Genomic DNA, 23,814 nt, shown 5'->3' on the forward strand with positions numbered 1-23,814 from the left:
CGCATCATCGAGCATCAGCGAAAACCCTGTGGGAGCGGTCTTACCTGCGAACCGGCCGCTCACTCCTGCACAGCCTCGAACCTTCAGCCTTTCTTCTGGGCGAACAGCGCATCGAGGCTTTGCTCGAAGGCGTGATAGCCGATGGCATCGTAGAGCTCCATGCGCGTTTGCATGGTGTCGACAACGTTCTTCTGGGTACCGTCGCGGCGCAGTGCGGTATAGACGTTCTCGGCTGCCTTGTTCATGGCCCGGAAGGCCGACAGCGGGTACAGCACCAGCGAGACATCGACCGAGGCCAGCTCTTCGGTGGTGTACAGCGGCGTGGCGCCAAATTCGGTGATGTTGGCCAGGATCGGCGCCTTCACGCGGTCAGCGAAGGTCTTGTACATCGAAAGCTCGGTGATCGCCTCGGGGAAGATCATGTCGGCACCGGCCTCGATGCAGGCGGCGGCGCGGTCCAGGGCGGCGTTCAGGCCTTCGACGGCCAGAGCGTCGGTACGAGCCATGATCACGAAGCTGTCATCGGTGCGGGCATCCACCGCGGCCTTGATGCGGTCGACCATTTCCTGCTGGGTGACGATTTCCTTGTTCGGGCGGTGGCCGCAGCGCTTGGCACCGACCTGGTCCTCGATATGAATGGCCGCCGCGCCGAACTTGATCATCGAGCGCACGGTACGGGCCACGTTGAAAGCCGATGCACCGAAACCGGTGTCGACATCCACCAGCAACGGCAGGTCGCACACATCGGTGATCCGGCGCACGTCGGTCAGCACATCATCCAGGCCACTGATGCCCAGGTCAGGCAGGCCCAGGGAGCCCGCCGCGACACCGCCGCCGGAGAGGTAGATGGCCTTGAAGCCGGCACGCTTGGCCAGCAGGGCATGATTGGCATTGATGGTCCCGACCACCTGCAACGGATGTTCGGCGGCAACCGCGTCACGGAAACGCTGGCCGGGCGTGCTCTTCAAAGTCATGACTCACCTCGTGGGCTATTGTTGTCGGCGCCTTGGTAGTGACGCTCGATGTTGCGCTTGGATGCGCCGATGTGGCGACGCATCAGGAGTTCGGCCAGCTCGCCGTCACGGTCGGCAATGGCATCGAGAATGCGATGGTGTTCGGCGAACGCCTGGCGTGGACGATTGGGCGTGGCGGAAAACTGGATGCGGTACATGCGCACCAGCTGGTACAGCTCGCCGCAGAGCATCTTGACCAGGGTCTGGTTGCCGCTGCCCTGGATGATCCGGTAGTGGAAGTCGAAATCGCCTTCCTGCTGGTAGTAGCCGACGCCGGCCTGGAACGCCGCGTCGCGCTCGTGGGTGTCCAGTACCCGGCGCAACTCATCGATCTCGACTAGGCTCATACGCTCGGCAGCCAAACGACAAGCCATGCCTTCAAGCGATTCACGGATTTCGTACAGCTCGATGAGTTCGGCGTGATTGAGCGACACCACCCGGGCGCCGACATGCGGAACCCGAACCAGCAAGCGCTGGCCTTCCAGACGGTGAATGGCCTCGCGCAACGGGCCACGGCTTATCCCATAGGTGCGAGCCAGTTCCGGTTCGGAGATCTTGCTGCCCGGGGCGATCTCGCCTTTGACGATGGCCGCCTGGATACGCCGGAAGACGTTCTCCGAGAGCGTTTCCGACTCATCCGACGCAGACAGGAGCGCTTGGCTTGCATCCAACATATTGTCGACACCTTGCGTTTCAATAGCGCCAAAGCTAGCTAAACGGAGCAATGGAGTCAAAGACAAAATCAATATTGTCGACAATCGTCTAAGAACGAACTTACCCGATACACCTGCTGTCAGATCGCGGCGCGCTGGCGTCCAACTGTCGGCGTGATAGAATGCCGCGCCTCCCAAGGGAGTATGGATAGTGTGTCTGCCAACCTTTTCAGCGTGTTGACAGATGAACGAGGAAGCTTGCGCAGTACTTGCCAGTCGCCTTGCCCCGAACCCGCACAGCACCGCGCCAGGATTTATGAGACTTACACCCGCTTCATTGCTGTTCTGCCTCGCCCTGCTGCCGGCCCTTGGCCAGGCGGGAGAAAAGACCGTGTACGGCCTGAATGAATATGCGCGCCTTTCCGATCTTGATCTGGAGGTGGCGGCCAAACTCGACACTGGCGCCAAGACCGCGTCCCTGAGTGCCCGAGACATCAAGCGCTTCAAGCGCAACGGCGAAAGCTGGGTACGTTTCTACCTGGCCATCGATGCTGCCCATTCGCATCCGATCGAGCGTCCCTTGGCCCGCGTCAGCAAGATCAAGCGCCGGGCCGGCGACTACAACCCCGACGAAGGCAAGGCCTACACCGCCCGCCCGGTCATCGAACTGGATATCTGCATGGGTCAGGCCAGGCGCACCATCGAGGTCAACCTCACCGACCGCAGTGCCTTCCAGTTCCCGTTGCTCATTGGTTCCGAGGCGCTCAAGCACTTTGACGCGCTGGTCGACCCAAGCCTTAAATACGCGGCCGGCAAACCTGCCTGCGCCACCAAAGCTCCCACCGCAGAGTAATTCCGATGCGCTCTCTTACCCTTCACCTGAAAGTCCTGATCACCGTCCTGGTGCTCCTGGGCGTGCTGGTCACGGCCTATCAGATCTTCATCCTTGGCATCCCGGTGACCGAGGATGAAACCGACGATTTGTGGAACATCGACGCCAAGGTCGAGTTCGTCGCCAACTCGAAGGACCCGGTCAAGGTGCAGATGTTCGTGCCCCCCCTGAACCGTGACTATGTCAGCCTCAACGAGAGCTTCATCTCCAACAACTATGGGGTGAGCGTCAACCGCGCCGACGGCAACCGCAAGGTGACCTGGTCGGCCCGCCGAGCCAGCGGCAACCAGACCCTTTACTACCGCCTGGTGCTGACCAAGCGCTACAGCAACGAGAAGACCACGGTCAAAGGCCCGACCTTCCGCGACAGCCTGGCGGTCGAAGGCCCTGAGAAGATCGCCGCTGAAGCGCTGATGGCACCGATCCGCCAGCATTCGGCCGATGTCGAGACCTTCGTCAGCGAGACCATCAAGCGGGTCAACAACCTCAACGACGACAACGTCAAGCTGCTGCTGGCCGGCGATACCTCGTCGATGAAGAAAGCCCAGGTCATCGACCTGCTGCTGTCCATCGCCCACGTGCCGATGGAGAAAGTCCACACCATCCGCCTGGTTGCCGACACCCCGCAAACACCCGAACTGTGGCTGCGCAGCTTCAACGGCAACGACTGGCTGTACTTCAATCCCGATACCGGCGAACAGGGTCTGCCCAGCGATCGCCTGCTGTGGTGGACCGGTGATGACAACCTGATCACCGTCGATGGCGGCAAGAAAGCCAACGTCACCTTCAGCATGAACAACAGCGAGATGAACGCCATCCGCCTGGCCAAGCTGACCGACGAGAACACCGACGCCGACTTCCTGGAATACTCCTTGTACGGCCTGCCCCTGCAGACCCAGCAGACCTTCATGATCATGGTGATGATCCCGATCGGTGTGCTGGTGATCCTGGTGCTGCGCAACCTGATCGGCATCCAGACCCTCGGCACCTTCACCCCGGTCCTGATCGCCCTGGCCTTCCGCGAAACCCAGCTGGGCTTTGGCATCATGCTGTTCACGGTGATCACCGCCCTGGGTCTGTCGCTGCGCTCGTACCTTGAACACCTGAAGCTGCAGATGCTCCCGCGCCTGTCGGTGGTGCTGACCTTCGTCGTGGTCCTGATCGCCGCCATCAGCCTGTTCAGTCACAAGCTGGGTCTGGAACGCGGCCTCTCGGTGGCCCTGTTCCCAATGGTGATCCTGACCATGACCATCGAACGCCTGTCGATCACCTGGGAAGAGCGTGGCGGCGGCCATGCCATGAAGGTGGCCATCGGCACCCTGTTCGCTGCTTCGCTGGCGCATCTGCTGATGATGGTGCCGGAGCTGGTGTACTTCGTCTTCACCTTCCCGGCCGTACTGCTGATCCTGGTGGGCTTCATGCTGGCGATGGGTCGCTACCGCGGCTACCGCCTGACCGAGCTCGTTCGCTTCAAGGCTTTCGTGAAGGCTGACGCCTGATGTTCGGACTGATCAAGACCTGGAAAGCCCTGGAGGCCCGGGGCATCATGGGTATCAACCGGCGCAACGCGGACTACGTCCTGAAGTACAACAAGCGCCACCTGTACCCGATCGTCGACGACAAGATCATCACCAAGGAGCGTGCGATCAAGGCCGGCATCCATGTGCCGGAGATGTACGGCATCATCGAGACCGAAAAGCAGATCGAGAAACTCGACCAGATCATCGGCAACCGCAACGATTTCGTCATCAAACCGGCCCAGGGGGCCGGTGGTGACGGCATCATGGTGATCGCCGACCGCTTCGAGGACCGTTACCGCACGGTGTCGGGCAAGATCATCAGCCACGAGGAGATCGAGCATCAGATCTCCAGCATCCTCACCGGGCTCTATTCGCTCGGAGGGCACCGCGACCGCGCGCTGATCGAGTATCGAGTCACCCCGGACCAGATCTTCAAGAGCATCAGCTATGAAGGGGTGCCGGACATTCGCATCATCGTGCTGATGGGCTACCCGGTGATGGCCATGCTGCGCCTGCCGACCCGCCAGTCCGGCGGCAAGGCCAACCTGCACCAGGGTGCGATCGGCGTGGGCGTGGACCTGGCCACCGGCCTGACCCTGCGTGGCACTTGGCTGAACAAGATCATCAGCAAGCACCCGGACACCACCAACGCGGTGGATGGCGTGCAGTTGCCGAACTGGGATGGCTTCATGAAGCTGGCAGCCAGCTGCTACGAACTGTGCGGCCTGGGCTACATCGGGGTCGACATGGTCCTGGACCAGGACAAAGGCCCGCTAATTCTCGAGCTCAACGCCCGCCCGGGTCTGAATATCCAGATCGCCAACGACTGCGGCCTGACCCAGCGCACCCACGCCATCGAGGCGCACCTGGAAGCGCTGGCCAAAGACGGCGTGAAGGAAACCGCCGAGCAACGCGTACGCGTGTCCCAAGGCCTCTTCGGGCACGTTCACCCGCAATAAACCCAGGGCTGCCTTGCAGCCCATCGTAGGCTTCGCCGGCCCCCACAGTGCAAGCGCTTTTACTGTGGGAGCCGGCTCAGTCGCGAACGAGCCTAGCCTCGCCATCTGCCATCTTCTCCGCCCGACAGCTTTGCGCTTCTCCCACAGGCGAATACAATCCCCCTCCTCGCTTTGTCATCGCCGTCCACTCTGATGCCAACCTGTACGCTTCACCCCCTGCCCTATCAGATCGACCCCGCTGTCCATTTCGCCCGCCTGCGTCAGGCGCCGGGCGCGATCCTGCTCGACAGTGCCCGCCCCGGCGCCGAGCGTGGTCGCTTCGACCTGCTCAGCGCCTGGCCGTTGCAGCACTTGCAAGCCGAGGCGGGAGAAGATGGCCGAGCCTATCTGCAACGCCTTCGCGATGCTCTTGCTCATCTGGGTCACGCGACGTTGCCCGACGGCATCGAACTGCCGTTCGCCGGCGGCCTGATCGGCTACCTGAGCTACGATTTCGGTCGACGCCTGGAGCACTTACCCAGCCAGGCTAAGGATGACCTTGGCCTGCCGGACGCGCAGCTGGGCCTGTATGCCTGGGCCATGGTCAGTGATCATTTGCGCTGCACGACACACTTGGTGTTCCACCCCAGCCTCGAGGCCGGCGAACGCGCCCGCCTGATCGAGCTGTTCGAAACGCCTGAGGCCGATGAGGCAAGCGATTTCACTTTGCTCGCGCCGATGCGCGGCGACCTGCATCCTACGCAATACCGAGACGCGTTCGATCAGGTACAGGCGTACATTCAGGCAGGCGACTGCTACCAGATCAACCTGACTCAGCGTTTCCGCGCCCCCTGCCAAGGCGACCCGTGGCGGGCGTATCAGGCGCTGCGCAAGGCCTGCCCGACGCCGTTCTCCGGCTATCAGCAGCTGGCCGACGGCAGCGCCTTGCTGAGCTTCTCGCCGGAGCGCTTCATCCAGGTAAGCCAGGGCCAGGTTGAAACCCGGCCGATCAAAGGCACCCGCCCTCGCTCCGCCGATCCGCAGCAGGACGCACGCAACGCCGCCGAGCTGCAGAACAGCCCCAAGGATCGCTCGGAAAACCTGATGATCGTCGACCTGCTGCGCAACGACCTGGGGCGCACCTGCCAGATCGGCTCGGTCAAGGTGCCTGAGCTGTTCAGCCTGGAAAGCTACCCCAACGTCCACCACCTGGTCAGTAGCATCACCGGGCGCCTAGCCGCCGGCAAGGATGCCCTGGACCTGATCGGCGACAGCTTCCCCGGTGGCTCGATCACCGGCGCCCCGAAAATCCGCGCCATGCAGATCATCGACGAGCTCGAGCCGACGCGCCGCGCGCTGTACTGCGGCTCGCTGCTGTACGTGGACGTACGGGGCGAGATGGACAGTTCCATCGCCATTCGCAGCCTGTTGGTCAAGAAAGGTCAGGTCTGCTGCTGGGGCGGTGGCGCAGTGGTGGCCGACTCCGAATGGCAGGCCGAGTACGAAGAGTCCATCGCCAAGGTGCGGGTATTGATGGAAACCCTGCAAAGCTTGTGACCGTTGGCGCCTCTTCACGGGCCGAACCGCGAAGAGGCGCCTCAAGGCAAACGTCTACCTGCCATTTTTTGTTACCATCGGCTCACTACGAGCGCACAGCGCCACACACACGATGGAAACCGCCTGATGAGCCAACCCTTCGACGTCGCCGCCCTGGCCGCGACCTATGCCAGCAAGTCCCCCCAGGAGATCCTCAAGCTTGCCTTCGAGCACTTCGGCGATGACCTGTGGATTTCCTTCAGCGGCGCCGAGGATGTGGTGCTGGTCGACATGGCCTGGAAGCTGAACAAGCAGGTCAAGGTGTTCAGTCTCGACACTGGTCGCCTGCACCCGGAGACCTACCGCTTCATCGACCAGGTCCGCGAGCAGTACAACCTGCCGATCGAGATCCTCAGCCCCGACCGCGCCCTGCTCGACCCTTTCGTGAAGGAAAAAGGCCTGTTCAGCTTCTACAAGGACGGCCATGGCGAATGCTGCGGCATCCGTAAGATCGAGCCGCTGCGCCGCAAGCTGGCCACCGTGAGCGCGTGGGCAACCGGCCAGCGCCGCGATCAAAGTCCCGGCACTCGCAGCCAAGTGGCAGCACTGGAAATCGACACAGCGTTTTCCACACCCGAGCGCACCCTTTACAAGTTCAACCCCCTGGCGCAGATGACCAGCGAGGAAGTCTGGGGCTATATCCGCATGCTCGAGCTGCCCTACAACAGCCTGCATGAGCGCGGCTTCATCAGCATCGGCTGCGAGCCGTGCACACGCCCTGTGCTGCCCAACCAGCACGAACGTGAAGGTCGCTGGTGGTGGGAAGAGTCGACCCAGAAGGAATGCGGCCTGCACGCCGGCAACCTGATCACCAAGGCCTGACCCTACAAGCTCCAAGCTACAAGCCACAAGAAAAAAGCGGCCCTCATGAGGACCGCTTTTTTCTTGTGGCTTGTAGCTCGGGGCTTGTAGCTCAATGCACCGGCAGCTCGACCCCTTCGAACAGCTCTTCGAGCTCCTGCTTGTTATGGCACTGGATGGCCTTGGCCATCACTTCGCGGGTCAGGTGCGGCGCGAATTTCTCGATGAAGTCGCACATGAAACCACGCAGGAAGGTGCCACGGCGGAAGCCGATCTTGGTGATGCTGGCCTCGAACAGTTCGCTGGCGTCCAGGGCCACAAGGTCGCTGTCGAGCTTGGTGTCCACAGCCATCTTGGCCACGATACCCACGCCCAGCCCCAGGCGCACGTATGTCTTGATGACGTCGGCGTCGGCGGCGGTAAATACCACTTTCGGCGTCAAGCCACGGTGATTGAACGCCTCGTCCAGCTTGGAACGACCGGTGAAACCGAACACGTAGGTCACGATCGGGTACTCGGCGACCGCTTCGAGGGTCAGCTTCGGCAGCTTGGTCAGCGGATGCCCCTGAGGCACCACCACGCAGCGGTTCCACTTGTAGCAAGGCATCATGATCAAATCGCCGAACAGCTCCAACGCCTCGGTGGCGATGGCGAAATCGACGGTGCCGTCGGCAGCCATCTCGGCGATCTGCATGGGCGAACCCTGATGCATGTGCAGGGCGACTTCAGGGTACTGCTTGATGAAACTGCTGATCACCGGCGGGAGCGCGTAGCGTGCCTGGGTATGGGTGGTGGCGATGGACAGGGTGCCCTTTTTCTCGTTGGAAAATTCCTGGGCGATCTGCTTGATGCTCTCGACCTTTCGCAGGATTTCACCGGCGGTATTGATGATGCGCTCACCGGCGGGAGTGACGCGTGTCAGATGCTTGCCGCTGCGGGCGAAGACCTCGACGCCGAGCTCGTCTTCGAGCAGACGGATCTGTTTGCTGATCCCGGGCTGGGAGGTATAGAGGCTCTGCGCTGTCGCGGAGACGTTGAGGTCATGGTGCGCTACTTCCCAGATATAGCGCAGTTGTTGAAGCTTCATAGGTTTCCCTCGGATCAGCGGTAGGTCACCGGCAGCAGGCAGCGATGAGATATAACTATATTAGTGGTTCCCGAAATAAAACTAGAACTATTTTGTTACGCGCCCTCGTTTTGACCTACCCCCTGTTTCAGCCTTTCCTACGCCCCAAATGCTGCGCCAACGGCACCATGTAGATCGGAACCGGGGACAGTTGCAGCAACCGCGCCGCAGTGCGGCCGATCGGCACATCCACCCCTGCTCCCTGGCTGTGACTGCCGAAAATCAGCAGATCGACGCTCAAGCGCTTAGCCTGCTCGATGATCACCTGGGCCGGATCCCCCTGACGCACCCTCACCGCCCGGATCAAGGCCAGGTCCGCTTCTTCACCTAGTTCGTCACGAAAGTTTTCCAACACCCGCTGCTCGATGTTGGCCATGACCGTATTCACACCCTCGCTGTGCAGCTCGTCCAGGGTCTGCTCGTCGAGGTAACTCTGCAGCAGGGACTCGGCGAACTGGCCCATGGGTTCCACCGCATGGATCACGTACAGCTCTGCGTTGAATGTCCGGGCCAGGGCCAAGGCGTGCTGCATGACAAAAGGCGCGTATACACCGAGGTCGGTGGCATACAGCATGGAATGAATCATTCGACCTCCTCGACTGCCGTTACGACAGAGCAAGGTTCAGCTTAGCAGCGCCGCGTACGACCGCTTGGCCGTCCGGCGCGCTGCCAGCGCCCGGCCTGGAGGGGTCAGCCGCTGCGATTGCGACGGTCGATGAAGGCCAGGGTCTGATACAGCATCTGCAGTTGCGGCAAATGACACCCAGCCGCTTGCGCACGTGCCAGCGGTTCGGCATAGATCGCCTGCAACTCGAGCGGTCGCCGCTGGGCATGATCGTGGTACATGCTTGGCCAGTAATCAGGCATCTTTTCGGTCAGGCGAAACAGTTGCTCGGCGTAACCATTCGGCAAGTCATGGCCGCAAGCCTGGGCTCCCTGCACCACTTCAGCCATCAGCGCGCGTACCAGATCACGACTGTCGGGGTCCGTCATCAGTGCTGTGGTGCTGGCCTGAAGCAGTACCGAAAGACCGTTGTAAGGCATATTCCATACAAGCTTCTGCCAACGGGCCTGAGCAAGGTCATCCATGGCCTGGGAGTCGATGCCCGCCGCCCGGAACAGCGCCACCCCTTGGGCAACGATAGCGGCACCTCGATCCTCGGCCGGACCACTGTGGTATCCCAGATTGACCGTGCCCAGCGCCTGATGGCACACCACTCCAGGTGCCTGGCGGTTGACGCAAATGAAGCACAGTCCGCCAAGCAGGTGCATATCGGCGCGCAGTGACGGCCGTAACTGCTCCTCCACGCCCAGGCCATTTTGCAACAACACGACCCTGGCACCTGGGGCTGCGGCCTGGAGGATGAGCGGTGCAAGCTCCCGGTTGCTGGTGGCCTTGGCGCCTACCAGCAACCAGTCGCAGGGCGGCATGTCGGCGGCCGAGGCGTAGGCCTGCACTTTCATGTGCAATTGGCCGTGAACCGCGCTGTCCACGGCCATGCCATGCTCATGCACGATGCGGTATTCACTGCGCAACAGAAAATGCACATCGAAACCGGCCCGCGCAAGCATGAGCCCGTAGAAACCGCCGATGGCGCCGCTGCCGATAATGCCGATACGTGGGTTGCTAGTGTCCACACGCGCTCCTTGTCCGAAATCTGGTACTTGGTTTTACACCTAAACCCTCCGGTTTTCGAACGCAGAAGCATCCGCTCGCCCCTTAGCTGGCCGTACCACCTTGCAAATAAATCACGCCTTGGTCGTAAAAACCCAGTACCAGCGGGGAGCAGCCCATTGTCGAGCCACCTTGTAACGCGCTAAGGTTCGGCTCCCCGTTGCGAACAATCTTGCTGCTGGGCCGCACGGGGATTGCTGGCGGCCGGCACCCGTGACCTGACGAGTAACACGATGGCTGATTTACCGATCGACGACCTTAACGTTGCCTCCAACGAGACTTTGATCACCCCCGATCAGCTCAAGAAGGAACTCCCCCTCAGCGCCAAGGCCCTGCAGACCGTGACTGCCGGCCGAGAAGTGGTGCGCAACATCCTCGACGGCAAGGACCATCGACTCTTCGTCGTGGTGGGCCCCTGCTCCATCCACGACATCAAAGCCGCCCACGAGTATGCCGAACGCCTGAAGGTGCTGGCCGAAGAAGTTTCCGACACCCTTTACCTGGTGATGCGCGTGTACTTCGAGAAGCCGCGTACCACCGTCGGCTGGAAAGGCCTGATCAACGACCCTTACCTGGATGACTCCTTCAAGATCCAGGACGGTCTGCACATCGGTCGCAAGTTGCTGCTGGACCTGGCCGAAATGGGCCTGCCCACCGCCACCGAGGCACTCGACCCGATCTCCCCGCAGTACCTGCAGGACCTGATCAGCTGGTCGGCCATCGGCGCCCGCACCACCGAATCCCAGACCCACCGGGAAATGGCCTCCGGCCTGTCCTCGGCAGTCGGCTTCAAGAATGGCACCGACGGCGGCCTGACCGTGGCTATCAATGCCCTGCAGTCGGTCTCCAAGCCTCACCGCTTCCTGGGCATCAACCAGGAAGGTGGCGTGTCCATCGTCACCACCAAGGGCAACGCCTATGGCCACGTGGTGCTGCGCGGTGGCAACGGCAAGCCCAACTATGATTCGGTCAGCGTTGCCCTGTGCGAACAAGATCTGGCCAAGGCCAAGATCAAGGCCAACATCATGGTCGATTGCAGCCATGCCAATTCCAACAAGGATCCGGCCCTGCAGCCGCTGGTAATGGAGAACGTCGCCAACCAGATCCTCGAAGGCAACCAGTCGATCATCGGCTTGATGGTCGAAAGCCACCTGAACTGGGGTTGCCAGGCAATTCCGAAGGACCTGAACGAGCTGCAATACGGTGTTTCCATTACCGATGCCTGCATCGACTGGAGCGCCACCGAGAAGGCCCTGCGCAGCATGCGCGCCAAGCTCAAGGATGTCCTGCCTCAGCGTCAGCGCGGCTGACAATCGGGAGCAAACGAAAACGCCGGGCAATGCCCGGCGTTTTCATGTTCGGTGTTCGATTGTACCGTTCAGGCCTTGCTCGACTGACGTTGCTGACGCTCCATGTAGCGTTCGACGTAGGAGCAGGAGGGGATCACCGTGTAGCCCATCTCCTCGGCGTATTCCAGCGCCTTCTCGGTCAACGCTGCAGCGATGCCTCGCCCCCGTAGGGCATTGGGCACGAAGGTACGGTAGATATCCAGCGTCTGCTTGCCCAAGTCCATGTACGTCAGATAGGCACGGTGACCGTCCACATTGGTCTCGAACTGATGACCGGCCTGGTCATGGTGGATGGTCAACGCTTCGCTCATCACTACTCCTCGCAGGTCTGTCGGCAGACCCTTACCTTAACCGATGGTGTTTCCGGCGGAGGAACCTCTACGCCACCCCTGCCCCTTGGACCATAAGGCGATCCGAATCGTTCTGCTGCGCGGGCACCCTACAAATAGTAGGCGCCGGAAGCGGGATTGCTCAAGGTGGCACGGGGAAAAAGTACGAGATAACCCCTGCCGGTCGCTTCGCGGCCGCGTACACAGTGTTCTAGGCCTATGACGCTGACCGACAGTTAAAGTCACCATTAGTTCACCAAAAAGTTCCCGCTCTACAAATGCTTGCAGCCGCTGCGCAAAATTTTCACAAATGCCATACAAAGGTTGTCACCTTTTGGGGGCGGCAACATTTTTTTTGCAGTTCTTGCGCTTAGTCAGTTTACTTACTACAAGTAATGGGTACTATGTACGCCGGCCAGTTTCTCTTTTCCGAGAGATGGCTCTTTAATAGAAAGTCCTTGAAGGGGAACACGATGAACAACGTTCTGAAATTCTCTGCTCTGGCTCTGGCCGCAGTTCTGGCTACCGGTTGCAGCAGCGTATCCAAAGAAACCGAAGCTCGTCTGACTGCGACTGAAGACGCAGCAGCTCGCGCTCAAGCTCGTGCTGATGAAGCCTACCGTAAGGCTGATGACGCTCTGGCTGCCGCTCAGAAGGCTCAGCAGACCGCTGACGAAGCCAACGAGCGCGCTCTGCGCATGCTGGACAAAGCCAGCCGCAAGTAATAATCCTCACGGATTGTTATGGAGCCGACCCACTAGTGGGTCGGCTTTTTTTATTCCCGCCTGAAAAGCAAACGGCAAAAACGAAAAAGGCCTGCACTAAGGCAGGCCTCGATTCGGGTTAACGGGAGCACCTCCCGAAAGAGACATCCCGCTTACTGCAGCTCCGGGGGAATGCTCGAAACCATCGGCGCTGTCCCACCATTGACCGGCACCGCGATTTCCACTGGCATGCCATCTTCGGCAGCCACCACGTCGCGCACCATGTCCCAGTTCATGCGCAAGTTGTTGGCTAGGTCTTCGCGCTTGAGCAGAGCATTGATGACCGCAGTATGTTTATCCACCACCGATGGATTGCCATGATCATCGAGCGGTGTATGAGCCTCGAGATAGACCTTTCCGCCACTGATGCCAAACTTGTAGGGTTCGTTGATGATACGTACTGGCGTACCCACCGGGACCATCTTGGAAAGTTCCAGCACGTTGTTGTTGAGCATACGGAAGCAGCCATGGCTGGTACGCATGCCGATACCGAACTTCTTGTTCGAACCGTGGATCAGGTAACCCGGTACACCCAAGGTGAACTTGAACGGCCCCAGTGGGTTGTCCGGGCCGGCCGGCACCACGGCAGGCAGGATGTCACCGTCGGCGGCGTGTTCGGCACGGATCGAGGCGGGTGGCGTCCAGGTCGGATTAGGGGTTTTGGCCGTGATCTTGGTGTTGGCGATGGGCGAGCCCCACCCTTCGCGACCGATACCCAGCGGGAAGGTGTGCACCACGTTCTGCCCTTTCGGGTAGTAGTACATGCGGTATTCGGCCAGGTTGATGACGATGCCTTCACGCGGACCTGGCGGCAGAATGTAGCGGGTCGGCAGGATGATCTCGGTGCCAGCGCCCGGCAGCCATGGATCCACGCCCGGGTTGGCCGCGATCATTTCGAGGTAGCCCAGGTCATTGGCGGTGCCGATGTCGGCAAAGGTGTCTTCGTACTTGGCTTTGATCACCTGGACCTGGCCGACGATATCTTCACCGGCAGGTGGCAACGGCAATTCCAGCGCAACGGTTGGACCGGCCACCAACAGGGCGGCCAGGGACAAGCTACGGGTGACGGCGGGAAGGCGCGGCAACATCCGGTAAATCCTTCGAAAGATGGGTCAAGAGGATCGATTGTACACCTACCCCAGGACAAGCGGGAGGCATCGGGTTCATGCTGGCATTTCAGATGATGAAAGGTGCTCAGAGTTCCGGCCACACCGGACGCATGCCACGGCGCTGGGCATCGAGAATCGCTCGGCACAACGCACAAAGGCGACCATCGCGGTAGACCGACCGCTCCACTGCGGACCAGCGCGGTTGCGCTGGCAACAGCCCACCGCACAGCGTGCGATCGACGGGCACGCCAAGCTCGAGCTGACGCGCCACCAGGTGAACGCGAACCTCCTGGCAAGCGAACAGGTCGAGCTGTTCATCGGGCTCGATCAGTTGATAGGCGTACAAAGACCAGGCAGGGCGCGGCATTGGGGGCTCTCGAAGCGGGGGGCGCAACATTAGCCGAAAGCCGGCCCCGATAAAAGCGTCACAACAAGGGTTTTATCGCCGGCCAGGCATTTTCCAGCAAGCGCGGCTGGGCCCCTACGGTCGGGTGGATACCATCGGCCTGCATCATCTGCGGCACACCGCCGACCCCTTCAAGAAAAAAAGGCACCAAGGGGACTTGTTTCTGAGCCGACAAGCGCTCATAGACCTGAGCGAAGGCGCTGGTATAACGCACACCATAGTTGGGCGGCAGCCGCATACCCAGCAGAACCACCTTGGCGCCCGCCTCACGCGCCTGATCGACCATCGAAGCAAGATTTTGTTGCAATTGCTGGGGCGGCAGCCCTCGCAGTCCGTCGTTGCCGCCAAGCTCCAGTACCACCAGGCTCGGCTTGTGCGCCGCAAGCAGCGCCGGCAGCCGCGCCTGGCCACCGGCACTGGTGTCTCCACTGATCGAGGCATTGACCACCTGGTCGGTATAACCCTCCTCCTTAAGGCGCTGCTGCAGCAGGGAAACCCATCCTTGGCGGCTATCCAGGCCAAAACCGGCGCTGATACTATCCCCAACGACCAGCAGTGTACCTGCCGCCGCGCTTTGGGCCAGGCAATACAGGGCCAGACCGGCACTCAACCACCACACTCGCATCGGATTCTCCATGGGCCCCAGCATTCTCGTTGCGCAGAACCTTAGCAAAGTGGTCCCCAGCGCGGAAGGTGACCTGACCATCCTCCACGCCCTGTCATTGTCCCTTGCGCAAGGCGACAGCCTGGCCATCGTAGGCGCCTCGGGCTCGGGTAAATCGACCCTGCTCGGTCTGCTCGCCGGCCTCGACCGCCCCAGTGCGGGCAAGGTCATACTCGCCGGCCATGACCTGGGCCCTCTCGATGAAGATCAGCGTGCCCGGGTGCGCGCCGAGCATGTGGGCTTCGTGTTTCAGTCGTTCCAGTTGCTCGACAGCCTCAACGCTCTGGAAAACGTCATGCTTGCGCTGGAGCTCGATGGCCGCCGCGATGCACGCGAGCAAGCCCGGACCCTGCTGGAGCGGGTCGGCCTGGGCAAACGCCTGAGCCACACCCCACGCCAACTCTCCGGTGGCGAACAACAACGGGTGGCGATCGCCCGCGCCTTTGCAGCCCAGCCTGCGGTGCTGTTCGCCGACGAGCCGACCGGAAATCTGGACAGCCATACCGGCGAACGCATCAGCGACTTGTTGTTCGAATTGAACAAGGAGCGTGGGACCACACTGGTTCTGGTCACCCATGACGAGCGCCTGGCCCAACGCTGCCGACGTCTGATCCGCCTGGATGCCGGCCGCCTGGTGGAGTCCTGATGAGCCGCCTGCCCTTCTCCCTCTTCTGTCGCCTGGCCCTGCGGCAGTTACTGCGCGATGCCCGCGCCGGGGAAGTTCGGGTGCTGTTTTTCGCCCTGCTGGTGGCGGTGGCAGCCAGCACTGCCATCGGCTACTTCGGCGCGCGCCTAAACGGTGCCATGCAATTACGCGCCAGCGAATTCCTCGGTGCTGACTTGGTGCTGCAAGGCGGCTCGCCGGCCCGAGACAAGCAAATCAGCGCAGGCAAGGCGGCCGGCCTGCAGCACGCTCATGTGGTGGAGTTCACCAGCGTGGTCGGCGGCGACAGCGGCATCCAGCTATCGAGCATCAAGGCCGCCGACGCCGCCTACCCTCTTCGCGGCCAGCTGCGCAGTGCCGCCACGCCCTATGCCGAGGAAACCCCTGGCGGCGGCCCCGCACCTGGCGAAGCCTGGGTCGAGGCACGTCTACTGGCGGCGCTGGGGCTATCGATTGGCGACAGCATCGACGTCGGCATGAAGACCTTGCGTATGAGCCGTGTGCTGACCTACGAACCCGATCGCGCCAACAACTTCTATAGCCTCACACCACGCGTGCTGATGAACATAGCGGACCTGCAGTCCACCGGTGTGATCCAGCCGGGAAGCCGGGTCAGCTACCGCGACCTGTGGCGCGGTACTCCCGAGGCGCTGGCGCAGTACCGTGGGGAGGTGAAAAAGACCTTGGCCGCCAACCAGCGCCTGCTCGACACACGTGATGGTAACCAGCAAGTCGGTGGTGCGCTGGGCAAGGCTGAGCGCTACCTGAACATGGCCAGCCTGGTGGCGGTATTGCTGGCCGGGGTTGCCGTCGCGCTGTCTGCCAGTCGCTATGCGGCCCGCCGCCTGGATGCCAGTGCCTTGTTGCGTTGCCTGGGGCTTTCCCGACATCAGGCACTGGGCATGTACTGCCTGCAATTGGCCGCGCTCGGCCTGATTGCCGCGACCACCGGCGCCTTGCTCGGCTGGCTGGCGCAGCTGGGGCTGTTCCGTTTGTTGCAAGGGCTGATGCCGAGCGAGGTGCCGGCTGGCGGCATGACCCCAGCCCTGGCCGGCATAGGCACTGGCCTGGTGGCCTTGGCCGGGTTCGCCCTGCCGCCGCTGGCCGCCCTTGGCCGCGTCCCACCCTTGCGTGTATTGCGCCGCGACTTGCTGCCCGTGCCGCCGAGCAGCTGGCTGGTATACGGCGCAGCCCTGTTTGCCCTGGGGCTGATCATGTGGCGTTTGAGCCTGGACCTTTTACTCACTTCGGCCTTGCTCGCCGGGGGCGTCTTCGCCGCCTTGCTGCTTGGTGGCCTGCTACTGCTAGGCCTGCGCAGCCTGCGACGAGTGCTGGCCAGTGCTCCCTTGGCCTGGCGTCTGGGCCTGGGTCAACTGCTGCGCCATCCACTGGCTGCCGCCGGCCAGACGCTAGCCTTCGGCCTGATCCTGCTGGCCATGGCCTTGGTCGCACTGCTGCGAGGTGAATTGCTCGATACCTGGCAAGCTCAACTGCCCAATGACGCCCCCAACCACTTCGCCCTCAATATCCTGCCTGACGAGCGCGACCCTTTCGCCCAGCGACTGCAGGCGATCAACGCCAGCTCAGCTCCCCTGTATCCGGTGATACCGGGACGTCTGACGCACATCAACGGTCAGCCGGTGCGCCAGTTGGTCAGCAAGGAGTCCACCGCCGAGCGCGCCGTGCAGCGTGACCTCAGCCTCACCTGGGCCGCCGAACTGCCTCCAGGCAACACCCTGAGCGCCGGCCACTGGTGGCAAGCATCACCTGCTGCAGACGAGTTGCCTGGGGTTTCGGTGGAAGCCCAGCTTGCCGACAGTCTGAAACTCAAGCTCGGAGATCTGCTTGACTTCGATATCGGCGGCCAGCAACGCCAGGCGCGGGTGACCAGCTTGCGTGCCGTGCACTGGGACAGCTTCCAGCCCAACTTCTACATGATCTTCCAGCCTGGAACCTTGCAAGGGCTGCCGGCGACCTACCTGACCAGTTTCTACCTGGCGCCAGGGCACGACCAGGAAGCCGTTGCTCTGTCACGGGCGTTTCCGGCGGTGACCATTCTCCAGGTCGATGCGCTGCTGGCGCAGTTGCGCAGCATCCTGGCGCAGGTGACATGGGCGGTCGAATACGTACTGTTGTTCGTCCTGGCGGCGGGGCTGGCGGTGCTATTCGCCGGGCTCCAGGCGACATTGGACGAACGTATTCGCCAGGGGGCGTTGTTGCGCGCGCTAGGGGCCGCCAGGCCGTTACTGGTCAAGGCAAGGCGGATCGAGTTCGGCTTGCTTGGAGCGGTGAGTGGGTTGTTGGCTGCGCTAGGGTGCGAGCTGATTACTTGGGTGCTCTACCGATATGCGTTTGATCTGGCGTGGGGGCCACATCCCTGGTTGCTGGTGGTGCCGGTGGTGGGAGCTGTCGTGATAGGCGGAGCTGGAGTCGTCGGGACGCGGCGGGCCTTGAATGCAAGTCCGTTGGTGGTATTGCGGGAGGGGTAGGCTTGGGCTTTCAGAGGGTGTGGCTATCTGATTCTGGCGAAGGCCGCGAGGAACTGTGGCGCTGGCGAAACCTGCGATGGGCCGCATCGCGGCCCTCTGGGTAATGCCCCCTCAATCGAAGGTCTGTATGAGATGCGTTCGCGCGAAGCCTCTTGAAAACAGCACAACCCGACTACCCATCAATCCCATAAAAAATACGATTGACGTACCAGATCGCCTCCCCCGTAGGTGTCTTCACCACCACCTCATCACCCTCTTCCTTCTTGAGCAGCGCCCGCGCCATGGGTGAGTCGATGGAAATATAGTCGTTGCGCCCATAGATCTCGTCATACCCCACAATCCGAAACTTGAGCACCTCGCCTTCGTCATTTTCGATTTCCACCCAGGCACCAAAGAACACCTTGCCCTCTTGCTGCGGCGAATAGGCCACCACCTTGACGTCTTCAAGCCGCTTGCGCAGGTACCGGACCCGGCGGTCGATCTCTCGCAAAAGCTTCTTGTTGTACTGGTAGTCCGCATTCTCGCTGCGGTCGCCCAGGGAGGCGGCCCAGGTGACCTTCTGGGTAATCTCGGGACGATAGACTCGCCACAGGTGATCGAGCTCTTTCTTCAGAGCCTCATGACCTTCAGTGGTGATGATGTTGGTGCTCAAGCGGCATTCTCCTCAGTGCATCCTCCGCTGACGCACACCAGCGGAGGGCTCCGAGCTTAGCGAAAAATCCCGTGGACGACACGCAGCTCAGCGGCGGGTGATTAGCCCCTGGCGCGCGATACGTGTCAGCTGGCCGATGACTTCGGCGGCGTCGGCGGCCAAGGGCGCCTGGATCACCGCAAGGTCGAAACGGTCATTGCCAAACTGGGCAAAGCCGTCACAGGTTTCGGCAAACTGTACGAGAAATGCACGCGCTTGCCCCTTGCGCCGCGACAAGCCGTCAAGGTTGCGTAAAAGTGTGGGTTGATGCTGGCCACCGAGCAGGATGCGCGGTGTACGGGAAGCCTGGCTGGCAGGCAATGGACTCAAGCAGACACTGGTACGTGGACAACTCATGGAGATATCTCTGCGCCTCGCAAATCCCGCTGGGCAGCGGTGGGAGGCGTCACCGAACCAGCGCTTTAGCGGTATTTCGGATGACCCAAAAGAGTTATCCCGCGCCCCGCAAGTAGCTGTTTAAATCGGCGCAGTCGGTATGCTAGAGCGTGACGCGATAAGTTACAAGATACCGATAGCAGCTAAACGCTAAGACTTTCGCAGGTCTGCCCCTTCACATGAAAAAACCCGCTTACCCGTACACCTGGAAAGCGGGTTCGATGTTAGCCGCAGATCAGTGGCGAGCGATCAGCCGGTCCAGGGAGAAGCGGCCTGCGCCTTCGATCAACACCGCGACCGTACCCGCCAGTAGCGCCAGGGCGAACTCGTAGCCATTGTTTGCCATGAACAGGCCATTGTTGATGTGCACCGAGAGGATCGCTACCACCAAGGTCACGGACAGCGCCAGTGCCGCAGGCCGTGCCAGCAAGCCAATCACGAGGGCCAGGCCACCGAAGAACTCGGCGCTGCCCGACAACAGAGCCATCAGGTAGCCTGGGGCCAGGCCGATGCTTTCCATCCATTGGCCGGTGCCTTCCAGCCCGTAGCCGCCAAACAGGCCGAACAGCTTCTGGGCACCGTGGGCCAAGAAGATGATGCCTACCAGGATACGGATGACGCTCAGACCAGTGCCGGCGCGGGTAACGAACAGGGCGTTGAGTGTGTTGTTCATTTCGATGCTTCCTGAATCAAGGGATGATGTGTGCAGATGGCGCCATTCTAATCATCCAAATAGATACAAAAAGCGCAATAAACGGCCTATTTACATCTATATATTCGATTTGTTAGCGGTTCGCGACGCGCTCCAGCGATTCCCGCTGCCGATTGAAAGCCAAGAAGTACTTATTGACGCTGTTGACGAAGTTGACCGGCCCCATGCCTACCTGCTCCATGGCGATGCGCTCGGTCTGGAAGAACCACTGATTGCCATTTAGCCCGCGGCGCCGCGCCTCGGCGCGCATGGCCTGGACCCGTTCCGGTCCAAGGTTGTAGGCGGCGAGGACAAACGCCATGCGCTCACGCTCGTTGAGCTGTGGGCTGGCGAAAAACTTGCGGCGGATCAATGCCAGATACCGGGCGCCCGCCTGCACATTGCCGTCGACCGAGGCGATGTCACTCACCCCCACGCGGCGAGCCGCTGCTGGCGTGATCTGCATCAACCCATGCGCGCCACCACCTCCGCGAGCCGCCGGGTTCAAGGTGGATTCCTTGAACGCCAGCGCCGCCAGGTTCAGCCAGTCGATCTGCTGCGCAGCGCCATGCTTCTGCAGCACCGTGCGCAACGACTCCAGACGCTTGCGGTCCTTTCTCGCCAGCGGGTCATGCACACGGTATTGACGCCGGTAGATACGCTCGAAGGCTGCGTCCTGGTTCGCCGGTGCTCGGTAACCTTCCAGGAAGCGATCCACCGTGGCGAGCAACATGCTGGCGTCACGTCGCACATACCAGCGCATCGCCTGAGGCTGGCCCAGGCTCACGCGTGAATCCAGCCGCAAGCGCGGCATCACCCGAGCCCAGCGCTGGGCAATCGGGCGCTCCACCACGGTCAGGTGATAAATGCCTGCCTGGACCATCTCCAGCACATCTTCCACCGCCAGACTGGCATCGACCCACTCCACCTTGATCGGTGCACGCTTGCGCAACGCCAGTTGCTGGTTGATCTGGGTGATCACCGCGCCGGCGGCGCTGGCACTGGTCAACGCGACAGTTCGTCCGGACAACTGATCCACCCGGGTGAAGCCGCGCTCCCCTTTGCGTCCGACCAGCATCAATTGCACCTGGTCCCGGACCGCTACGCTGCCACTGACCCCACGCACCAGCGCAGGATCGAGCAGCTCGCCAGGGGCCGCCAAATCGCCCTCGCCACGCTGCAGGGCGGCAAGCAATTGTTCCTTGGCGCGGGGGATGAGCTTGAGGCGGATTTGCTGACCGTCCCGGGCCCGAGCATTTAGGTAGTGCTCGAGACCTCGCAAGCGGTGGTGTTCCACACCCACCGGCTCGCCTTTGACTTCACCCGAGCTGTTGCGACTCTGGTTGACCAAAACCCTGAGGACTTTGCTGCTGCGGATCTGTGCCAGGTCGCGAACCTGGCTGGCCGGAACATGCTGCTGGGGCCCCGGCAGCCGGGCATTGGCCGCTGGGGCCAGGGTCAAGCCGACAAGCAGCGGTATCAGCAGTGATCGCAGCATGCGAGAACCTGTCCGGGGGCTGGGAGCGGGTGTCATACAGCGAGGTCCGTCCATGACAAATGACGCTAAAAGACCACGACAACCACTTGAAGTTCTGGGATTTCTTACGAATTACCCGTTTTTTGCTATGCTGGCCGGCCCGCGGCACGAGGTAGAAAGATGCAACTGATCGATATTGGCGTCAACCTGACCAACAGCAGTTTCCATGACCAGCAGGCCGCTGTCGTCGAGCGGGCCGTACAGGCGGGCGTGGTCCAGATGGTGCTCACCGGGACTAGCCTCCAGGTCAGCGAACAGGCCCTGACGCTCGCTTCGCAGCTCGATCCGGAAAGCCTGCGCTTGTTCACCACAGCCGGTATCCACCCCCACGATGCCAGCCATTGGGACAACGCCAGCGAGCGCTTGCTGCGTGAACTGCTGGCCCAGCCGCGGGTGCGGGCCGTGGGCGAGTGCGGGCTCGATTTCAACCGCGACTTCTCCCCCCGCCCGCAACAAGAGAAAGCGCTGGAGGCTCAGTTGGCGTTGGCCGCCGAGCTGGGCTTGCCCGTGTTCCTCCATGAGCGAGAGGCCAGCGCACGGCTGCTGGCGATCCTCAAAGTCTATCGTGACCACCTACCAGCGGCCGTGGTGCACTGCTTCACCGGCGAGCGCCAAGCCTTGTTCGCCTATCTGGATCTGGACTTGCACATCGGTATCACGGGCTGGATTTGCGACGAGCGCCGCGGCACCCATCTTCACCCGCTGGTAGGCAATATTCCCGAAGGCCGCCTGATGCTCGAAAGCGACGCACCCTATCTGCTGCCGCGCAGCCTTCGTCCGAAGCCAAAGAAGGGCCTCAACGAGCCTGCTTTCCTGCCCGAAGTCCTGCGAGAGGTTGCGCTGCACAGGGGAGAATCCCTGGAACAGACAGCCGCGCACACCACTGCCACCGCCAAAGCATTCTTCCAGCTGCCCTGAGGCCGGGCTGGGGTTTGTTGACGCATATCAAGGCAGGCGCTGGGACGAGCGGACACAATGATGGCACCTTGCCAATAATGTTTCCGCTCAACTCAGAGAAGACCTATCCATGGGTGCCTGGCTTAGCAATATTTCCCTGAAGTACAAGTTCTGGGCCGTCAATGCGGTGGCCTTCGTCACGACCCTGCTCCTGGTGCTCTACGCGGTTTACCTGGAGCAGCAAGCCCGTGCAGAAGGCGCGCGCAACCAGGCCATTGCCCAGGCCGAGCTGATCGCGGCCTGGCCTGAAGGGCAACCACTGCCCCAACCCTCCCAGGCCGTGATGTGGCAGTCCGGGCAGACGCCGGTCATCGCCAACCAGCCGCGTGAGGCCTTGGTCGATGCACAAGGCTGGGTCGCCCTGCCCAATGCCTGGATCCTGGGCAACAATCCCTTGCAGGGCGCCCAAGTGATCCACCGGGCAGAGCAGCGCATCGCTGTGCTGGCCGAATCCCCCAGCCTGCGCCAGGTGTTCTTCGAGCGCTTCACCCAATACGCGGTCTGCGTGCTGATTCTGATGTTGGCGATGCTCTGCGCTTCGCAGTTGCTGATCCGTTTCTTGCTCAGCCAGCTCAATACGCTCAAAGACGTGATGCTGCATGTGGAGAAGACTGGCGACTTGTCGGCCCGTGTCCCGCTGTCCTGTGGCGATGAAGTCGGCCAGATGGCAGGCGCCTTCAATGCAATGCAAGCCACCTACCACCGGGTGGTCAGCACGGTAGCTCGTACCGCAGCGCAATTGGACAGCGGCGCAGCACGCCTGGCAGCGAGCATGGACGAGGTGCGCCACGGCATGATCGGCCAGCAAAGCGAGACCGACCAGGCTGCCACCGCCATCAACGAGATGTCCGCCACGGTCCATCACATTGCCCAGCATGCCGGCGCCACCCGTGACCTGTCGCAAACCGCCGATACCCTGGCCGGCAGCGGCCAGGCGGTGGTCACACGTGTGCAGGACTCCATCGCCGGCCTGTCCAGCGGTGTTCAGCAAACCGCCGAAATGATTCGCCAGCTCGCCGAGGACAGCCAGCGCATCAACGGCGTAGTCGGCGTCATCCATAGCATCGCCGAGCAAACCAATCTACTGGCCCTCAATGCTGCGATCGAGGCGGCCCGGGCAGGCGACCTGGGACGTGGGTTTGCCGTGGTGGCGGACGAAGTGCGCAACCTGGCCAAGCGCGTGCAGACCTCCACCGATGAAATCACCGGCATGGTGTCCGCCCTGCAGGCAGGTACCCGTGATGCCGTGGATTTCATGCAGGAGAGCTCCTACAAGGCCGACGATTGTGTCAAACAGGCCCAAGAGGCAGGCGAGGCGTTGCTGGAGATCACCAGTGCCGTCGCGCAAATGCGCGAGAGCAACACGCAGATCGCCGTCGCCGCCGAACAACAAAGCCAGGTGGCCGAAGAGATGAACCGGGCGGTGGTGAGCATTCGTGACGTCACCGAGGAAACGGTCCAGCAGACCGTCGGTTCTGCCACCACCAGCAACGAGCTGGCGACCCTGGCGGCCGAGCTGAACAAAGCCATCGGCCAGCTCAAGCTATAAGGCCG

At 61.7% G+C, this 23,814-nt stretch carries 24 protein-coding genes; 11 read left to right on the forward strand and 13 right to left on the reverse strand.

Annotated features, from left to right (window positions below):
• Nucleotides 1–83: 83 nt before the first annotated feature.
• Together prpB and BLS27_RS22150 are read right to left on the reverse strand one after the other, a co-directional pair.
• The gene (prpB, locus tag BLS27_RS22145; RefSeq protein WP_043214002.1) at nt 84–974 is read right to left on the reverse strand and encodes a methylisocitrate lyase; all 891 of its coding nucleotides are present in this window, start codon (nt 972–974) and stop codon (nt 84–86) included.
• Complete coding sequence (locus BLS27_RS22150) at nt 971–1,687, reverse strand: GntR family transcriptional regulator (protein WP_090346858.1); 717 nt, start codon at nt 1,685–1,687, stop codon at nt 971–973. Before BLS27_RS22150 ends, prpB begins: the two co-directional genes overlap by 4 nt.
• A 295-nt stretch (nt 1,688–1,982) precedes the next feature.
• On the opposite strand from BLS27_RS22150, the gene rloA reads away from it, so the two are divergent.
• The 5 genes from rloA to BLS27_RS22175 all read left to right on the forward strand — a co-directional run bounded on the left by rloA (nt 1,983) and on the right by BLS27_RS22175 (nt 7,434).
• Nucleotides 1,983–2,519, forward strand: coding sequence for a retropepsin-like aspartic peptidase RloA (rloA, locus tag BLS27_RS22155; RefSeq protein WP_043214007.1), 537 nt, complete (start codon nt 1,983–1,985; stop codon nt 2,517–2,519).
• A 5-nt stretch (nt 2,520–2,524) separates the two neighbouring features.
• A complete protein-coding gene (gene rloB / locus BLS27_RS22160) occupies nt 2,525–4,057 on the forward strand; it encodes an osmotic stress tolerance membrane protein RloB (protein WP_043214010.1) in 1,533 nt (510 codons plus the stop codon).
• On the forward strand, nt 4,057–5,037 hold the full coding sequence (locus tag BLS27_RS22165; RefSeq protein WP_043214012.1) for an alpha-L-glutamate ligase-like protein: 981 nt from the start codon (nt 4,057–4,059) through the stop codon (nt 5,035–5,037). The genes rloB and BLS27_RS22165 overlap by 1 nt, the downstream gene beginning before the upstream one ends.
• A gap of 192 nt (nt 5,038–5,229) precedes the next feature.
• The gene (gene pabB, locus BLS27_RS22170) at nt 5,230–6,573 is read left to right on the forward strand and encodes an aminodeoxychorismate synthase component I (protein WP_090346859.1); all 1,344 of its coding nucleotides are present in this window, start codon (nt 5,230–5,232) and stop codon (nt 6,571–6,573) included.
• 126 nt (nt 6,574–6,699) lie between these two features.
• Entirely contained in the window at nt 6,700–7,434 is a 735-nt protein-coding gene (locus tag BLS27_RS22175) for a phosphoadenylyl-sulfate reductase (protein ID WP_043214017.1), read from the forward strand.
• Between the two features lie 91 nt (nt 7,435–7,525).
• Here BLS27_RS22175 and cysB read toward each other — a convergent pair whose 3' ends face one another.
• From cysB to BLS27_RS22190, 3 genes are all read right to left on the reverse strand, one after another.
• Nucleotides 7,526–8,500, reverse strand: a complete 975-nt coding sequence (cysB, locus tag BLS27_RS22180; RefSeq protein WP_027593928.1) for an HTH-type transcriptional regulator CysB — start codon at nt 8,498–8,500, stop codon at nt 7,526–7,528.
• Nucleotides 8,501–8,627: 127 nt separating this feature from the next.
• Nucleotides 8,628–9,125, reverse strand: coding sequence for a universal stress protein (locus BLS27_RS22185; protein WP_043215810.1), 498 nt, complete (start codon nt 9,123–9,125; stop codon nt 8,628–8,630).
• A 104-nt stretch (nt 9,126–9,229) separates the two neighbouring features.
• Complete coding sequence (locus tag BLS27_RS22190) at nt 9,230–10,177, reverse strand: putative 2-dehydropantoate 2-reductase (protein WP_090346860.1); 948 nt, start codon at nt 10,175–10,177, stop codon at nt 9,230–9,232.
• A gap of 270 nt (nt 10,178–10,447) precedes the next feature.
• Here BLS27_RS22190 and BLS27_RS22195 point away from each other — a divergent pair, with 270 nt between their 5' ends.
• Complete coding sequence (locus BLS27_RS22195; protein ID WP_043215813.1) at nt 10,448–11,524, forward strand: 3-deoxy-7-phosphoheptulonate synthase; 1,077 nt, start codon at nt 10,448–10,450, stop codon at nt 11,522–11,524.
• 68 nt (nt 11,525–11,592) lie between these two features.
• Here the strand turns inward: BLS27_RS22195 and BLS27_RS22200 are convergent, their stop codons facing one another.
• Complete coding sequence (locus BLS27_RS22200) at nt 11,593–11,874, reverse strand: GNAT family N-acetyltransferase (RefSeq protein WP_043215814.1); 282 nt, start codon at nt 11,872–11,874, stop codon at nt 11,593–11,595.
• 491 nt (nt 11,875–12,365) lie between these two features.
• Here BLS27_RS22200 and oprI point away from each other — a divergent pair, with 491 nt between their 5' ends.
• Nucleotides 12,366–12,617 carry an outer membrane lipoprotei OprI gene (oprI, locus tag BLS27_RS22205; protein ID WP_003259780.1) on the forward strand — a complete coding sequence of 84 codons (252 nt, stop codon included), beginning with the start codon at nt 12,366–12,368 and terminating at the stop codon, nt 12,615–12,617.
• Between the two features lie 152 nt (nt 12,618–12,769).
• On the opposite strand, the gene BLS27_RS22210 is transcribed toward oprI, so the two are convergent.
• The 3 genes from BLS27_RS22210 to BLS27_RS22220 form a co-directional block, all read right to left on the reverse strand.
• Nucleotides 12,770–13,744 carry a L,D-transpeptidase family protein gene (locus BLS27_RS22210; RefSeq protein WP_043215815.1) on the reverse strand — a complete coding sequence of 325 codons (975 nt, stop codon included), beginning with the start codon at nt 13,742–13,744 and terminating at the stop codon, nt 12,770–12,772.
• A 106-nt stretch (nt 13,745–13,850) separates the two neighbouring features.
• Entirely contained in the window at nt 13,851–14,132 is a 282-nt protein-coding gene (locus BLS27_RS22215) for a hypothetical protein (protein WP_043215816.1), read from the reverse strand.
• 58 nt (nt 14,133–14,190) lie between these two features.
• Nucleotides 14,191–14,796 carry an arylesterase gene (locus tag BLS27_RS22220; RefSeq protein ID WP_090346861.1) on the reverse strand — a complete coding sequence of 202 codons (606 nt, stop codon included), beginning with the start codon at nt 14,794–14,796 and terminating at the stop codon, nt 14,191–14,193.
• A gap of 10 nt (nt 14,797–14,806) precedes the next feature.
• Between BLS27_RS22220 and BLS27_RS22225 the strand changes: the two genes are divergently transcribed.
• Nucleotides 14,807–15,481, forward strand: coding sequence for an ABC transporter ATP-binding protein (locus tag BLS27_RS22225; protein ID WP_043213513.1), 675 nt, complete (start codon nt 14,807–14,809; stop codon nt 15,479–15,481).
• Nucleotides 15,481–17,988 (forward strand): ABC transporter permease, encoded by a 2,508-nt coding sequence (locus BLS27_RS22230; RefSeq protein WP_090346862.1) that lies wholly within the window; start codon nt 15,481–15,483, stop codon nt 17,986–17,988. Before BLS27_RS22225 ends, BLS27_RS22230 begins: the two co-directional genes overlap by 1 nt.
• A 172-nt stretch (nt 17,989–18,160) precedes the next feature.
• Here the strand turns inward: BLS27_RS22230 and greB are convergent, their stop codons facing one another.
• The 4 genes from greB to BLS27_RS22250 form a co-directional block, all read right to left on the reverse strand.
• The gene (gene greB, locus BLS27_RS22235) at nt 18,161–18,640 is read right to left on the reverse strand and encodes a transcription elongation factor GreB (RefSeq protein WP_090346863.1); all 480 of its coding nucleotides are present in this window, start codon (nt 18,638–18,640) and stop codon (nt 18,161–18,163) included.
• An 87-nt stretch (nt 18,641–18,727) separates the two neighbouring features.
• On the reverse strand, nt 18,728–19,036 hold the full coding sequence (locus tag BLS27_RS22240; protein WP_043213510.1) for a hypothetical protein: 309 nt from the start codon (nt 19,034–19,036) through the stop codon (nt 18,728–18,730).
• A gap of 274 nt (nt 19,037–19,310) precedes the next feature.
• Nucleotides 19,311–19,748 (reverse strand): DoxX family protein, encoded by a 438-nt coding sequence (locus tag BLS27_RS22245; RefSeq protein ID WP_043213508.1) that lies wholly within the window; start codon nt 19,746–19,748, stop codon nt 19,311–19,313.
• A 112-nt stretch (nt 19,749–19,860) separates the two neighbouring features.
• Nucleotides 19,861–21,264 carry an MltF family protein gene (locus tag BLS27_RS22250; RefSeq protein WP_090346864.1) on the reverse strand — a complete coding sequence of 468 codons (1,404 nt, stop codon included), beginning with the start codon at nt 21,262–21,264 and terminating at the stop codon, nt 19,861–19,863.
• A gap of 159 nt (nt 21,265–21,423) precedes the next feature.
• Here BLS27_RS22250 and BLS27_RS22255 point away from each other — a divergent pair, with 159 nt between their 5' ends.
• Together BLS27_RS22255 and BLS27_RS22260 are read left to right on the forward strand one after the other, a co-directional pair.
• The gene (locus BLS27_RS22255) at nt 21,424–22,221 is read left to right on the forward strand and encodes a TatD family hydrolase (RefSeq protein WP_090346865.1); all 798 of its coding nucleotides are present in this window, start codon (nt 21,424–21,426) and stop codon (nt 22,219–22,221) included.
• Between the two features lie 109 nt (nt 22,222–22,330).
• Nucleotides 22,331–23,809 carry a methyl-accepting chemotaxis protein gene (locus BLS27_RS22260; protein WP_090346866.1) on the forward strand — a complete coding sequence of 493 codons (1,479 nt, stop codon included), beginning with the start codon at nt 22,331–22,333 and terminating at the stop codon, nt 23,807–23,809.
• Nucleotides 23,810–23,814: the final 5 nt, after the last annotated feature.

This window comes from Pseudomonas guariconensis, assembly GCF_900102675.1.
Taxonomy (GTDB): Bacteria; Pseudomonadota; Gammaproteobacteria; order Pseudomonadales; family Pseudomonadaceae; genus Aquipseudomonas; species Aquipseudomonas guariconensis.

Excerpts from the sequence above, each read along its gene's own strand:
- prpB (WP_043214002.1), bottom strand. The coding sequence starts at position 974 with ATGACTTTGAAGAGCACGCCCGGCCAGCGTTTCCGTGACGCGGTTGCC.
- BLS27_RS22150 (WP_090346858.1), bottom strand. The coding sequence starts at position 1,687 with ATGTTGGATGCAAGCCAAGCGCTCCTGTCTGCGTCGGATGAGTCGGAA.
- rloA (WP_043214007.1), top strand. The coding sequence starts at position 1,983 with ATGAGACTTACACCCGCTTCATTGCTGTTCTGCCTCGCCCTGCTGCCG.
- rloB (WP_043214010.1), top strand. The coding sequence starts at position 2,525 with ATGCGCTCTCTTACCCTTCACCTGAAAGTCCTGATCACCGTCCTGGTG.
- BLS27_RS22165 (WP_043214012.1), top strand. The coding sequence starts at position 4,057 with ATGTTCGGACTGATCAAGACCTGGAAAGCCCTGGAGGCCCGGGGCATC.
- pabB (WP_090346859.1), top strand. The coding sequence starts at position 5,230 with ATGCCAACCTGTACGCTTCACCCCCTGCCCTATCAGATCGACCCCGCT.
- BLS27_RS22175 (WP_043214017.1), top strand. The coding sequence starts at position 6,700 with ATGAGCCAACCCTTCGACGTCGCCGCCCTGGCCGCGACCTATGCCAGC.
- cysB (WP_027593928.1), bottom strand. The coding sequence starts at position 8,500 with ATGAAGCTTCAACAACTGCGCTATATCTGGGAAGTAGCGCACCATGAC.
- BLS27_RS22185 (WP_043215810.1), bottom strand. The coding sequence starts at position 9,125 with ATGATTCATTCCATGCTGTATGCCACCGACCTCGGTGTATACGCGCCT.
- BLS27_RS22195 (WP_043215813.1), top strand. The coding sequence starts at position 10,448 with ATGGCTGATTTACCGATCGACGACCTTAACGTTGCCTCCAACGAGACT.
- BLS27_RS22200 (WP_043215814.1), bottom strand. The coding sequence starts at position 11,874 with ATGAGCGAAGCGTTGACCATCCACCATGACCAGGCCGGTCATCAGTTC.
- oprI (WP_003259780.1), top strand. The coding sequence starts at position 12,366 with ATGAACAACGTTCTGAAATTCTCTGCTCTGGCTCTGGCCGCAGTTCTG.
- BLS27_RS22210 (WP_043215815.1), bottom strand. The coding sequence starts at position 13,744 with ATGTTGCCGCGCCTTCCCGCCGTCACCCGTAGCTTGTCCCTGGCCGCC.
- BLS27_RS22215 (WP_043215816.1), bottom strand. The coding sequence starts at position 14,132 with ATGCCGCGCCCTGCCTGGTCTTTGTACGCCTATCAACTGATCGAGCCC.
- BLS27_RS22220 (WP_090346861.1), bottom strand. The coding sequence starts at position 14,796 with ATGCGAGTGTGGTGGTTGAGTGCCGGTCTGGCCCTGTATTGCCTGGCC.
- BLS27_RS22225 (WP_043213513.1), top strand. The coding sequence starts at position 14,807 with ATGGGCCCCAGCATTCTCGTTGCGCAGAACCTTAGCAAAGTGGTCCCC.
- BLS27_RS22230 (WP_090346862.1), top strand. The coding sequence starts at position 15,481 with ATGAGCCGCCTGCCCTTCTCCCTCTTCTGTCGCCTGGCCCTGCGGCAG.
- BLS27_RS22240 (WP_043213510.1), bottom strand. The coding sequence starts at position 19,036 with ATGAGTTGTCCACGTACCAGTGTCTGCTTGAGTCCATTGCCTGCCAGC.
- BLS27_RS22245 (WP_043213508.1), bottom strand. The coding sequence starts at position 19,748 with ATGAACAACACACTCAACGCCCTGTTCGTTACCCGCGCCGGCACTGGT.
- BLS27_RS22250 (WP_090346864.1), bottom strand. The coding sequence starts at position 21,264 with ATGCTGCGATCACTGCTGATACCGCTGCTTGTCGGCTTGACCCTGGCC.
- BLS27_RS22255 (WP_090346865.1), top strand. The coding sequence starts at position 21,424 with ATGCAACTGATCGATATTGGCGTCAACCTGACCAACAGCAGTTTCCAT.
- BLS27_RS22260 (WP_090346866.1), top strand. The coding sequence starts at position 22,331 with ATGGGTGCCTGGCTTAGCAATATTTCCCTGAAGTACAAGTTCTGGGCC.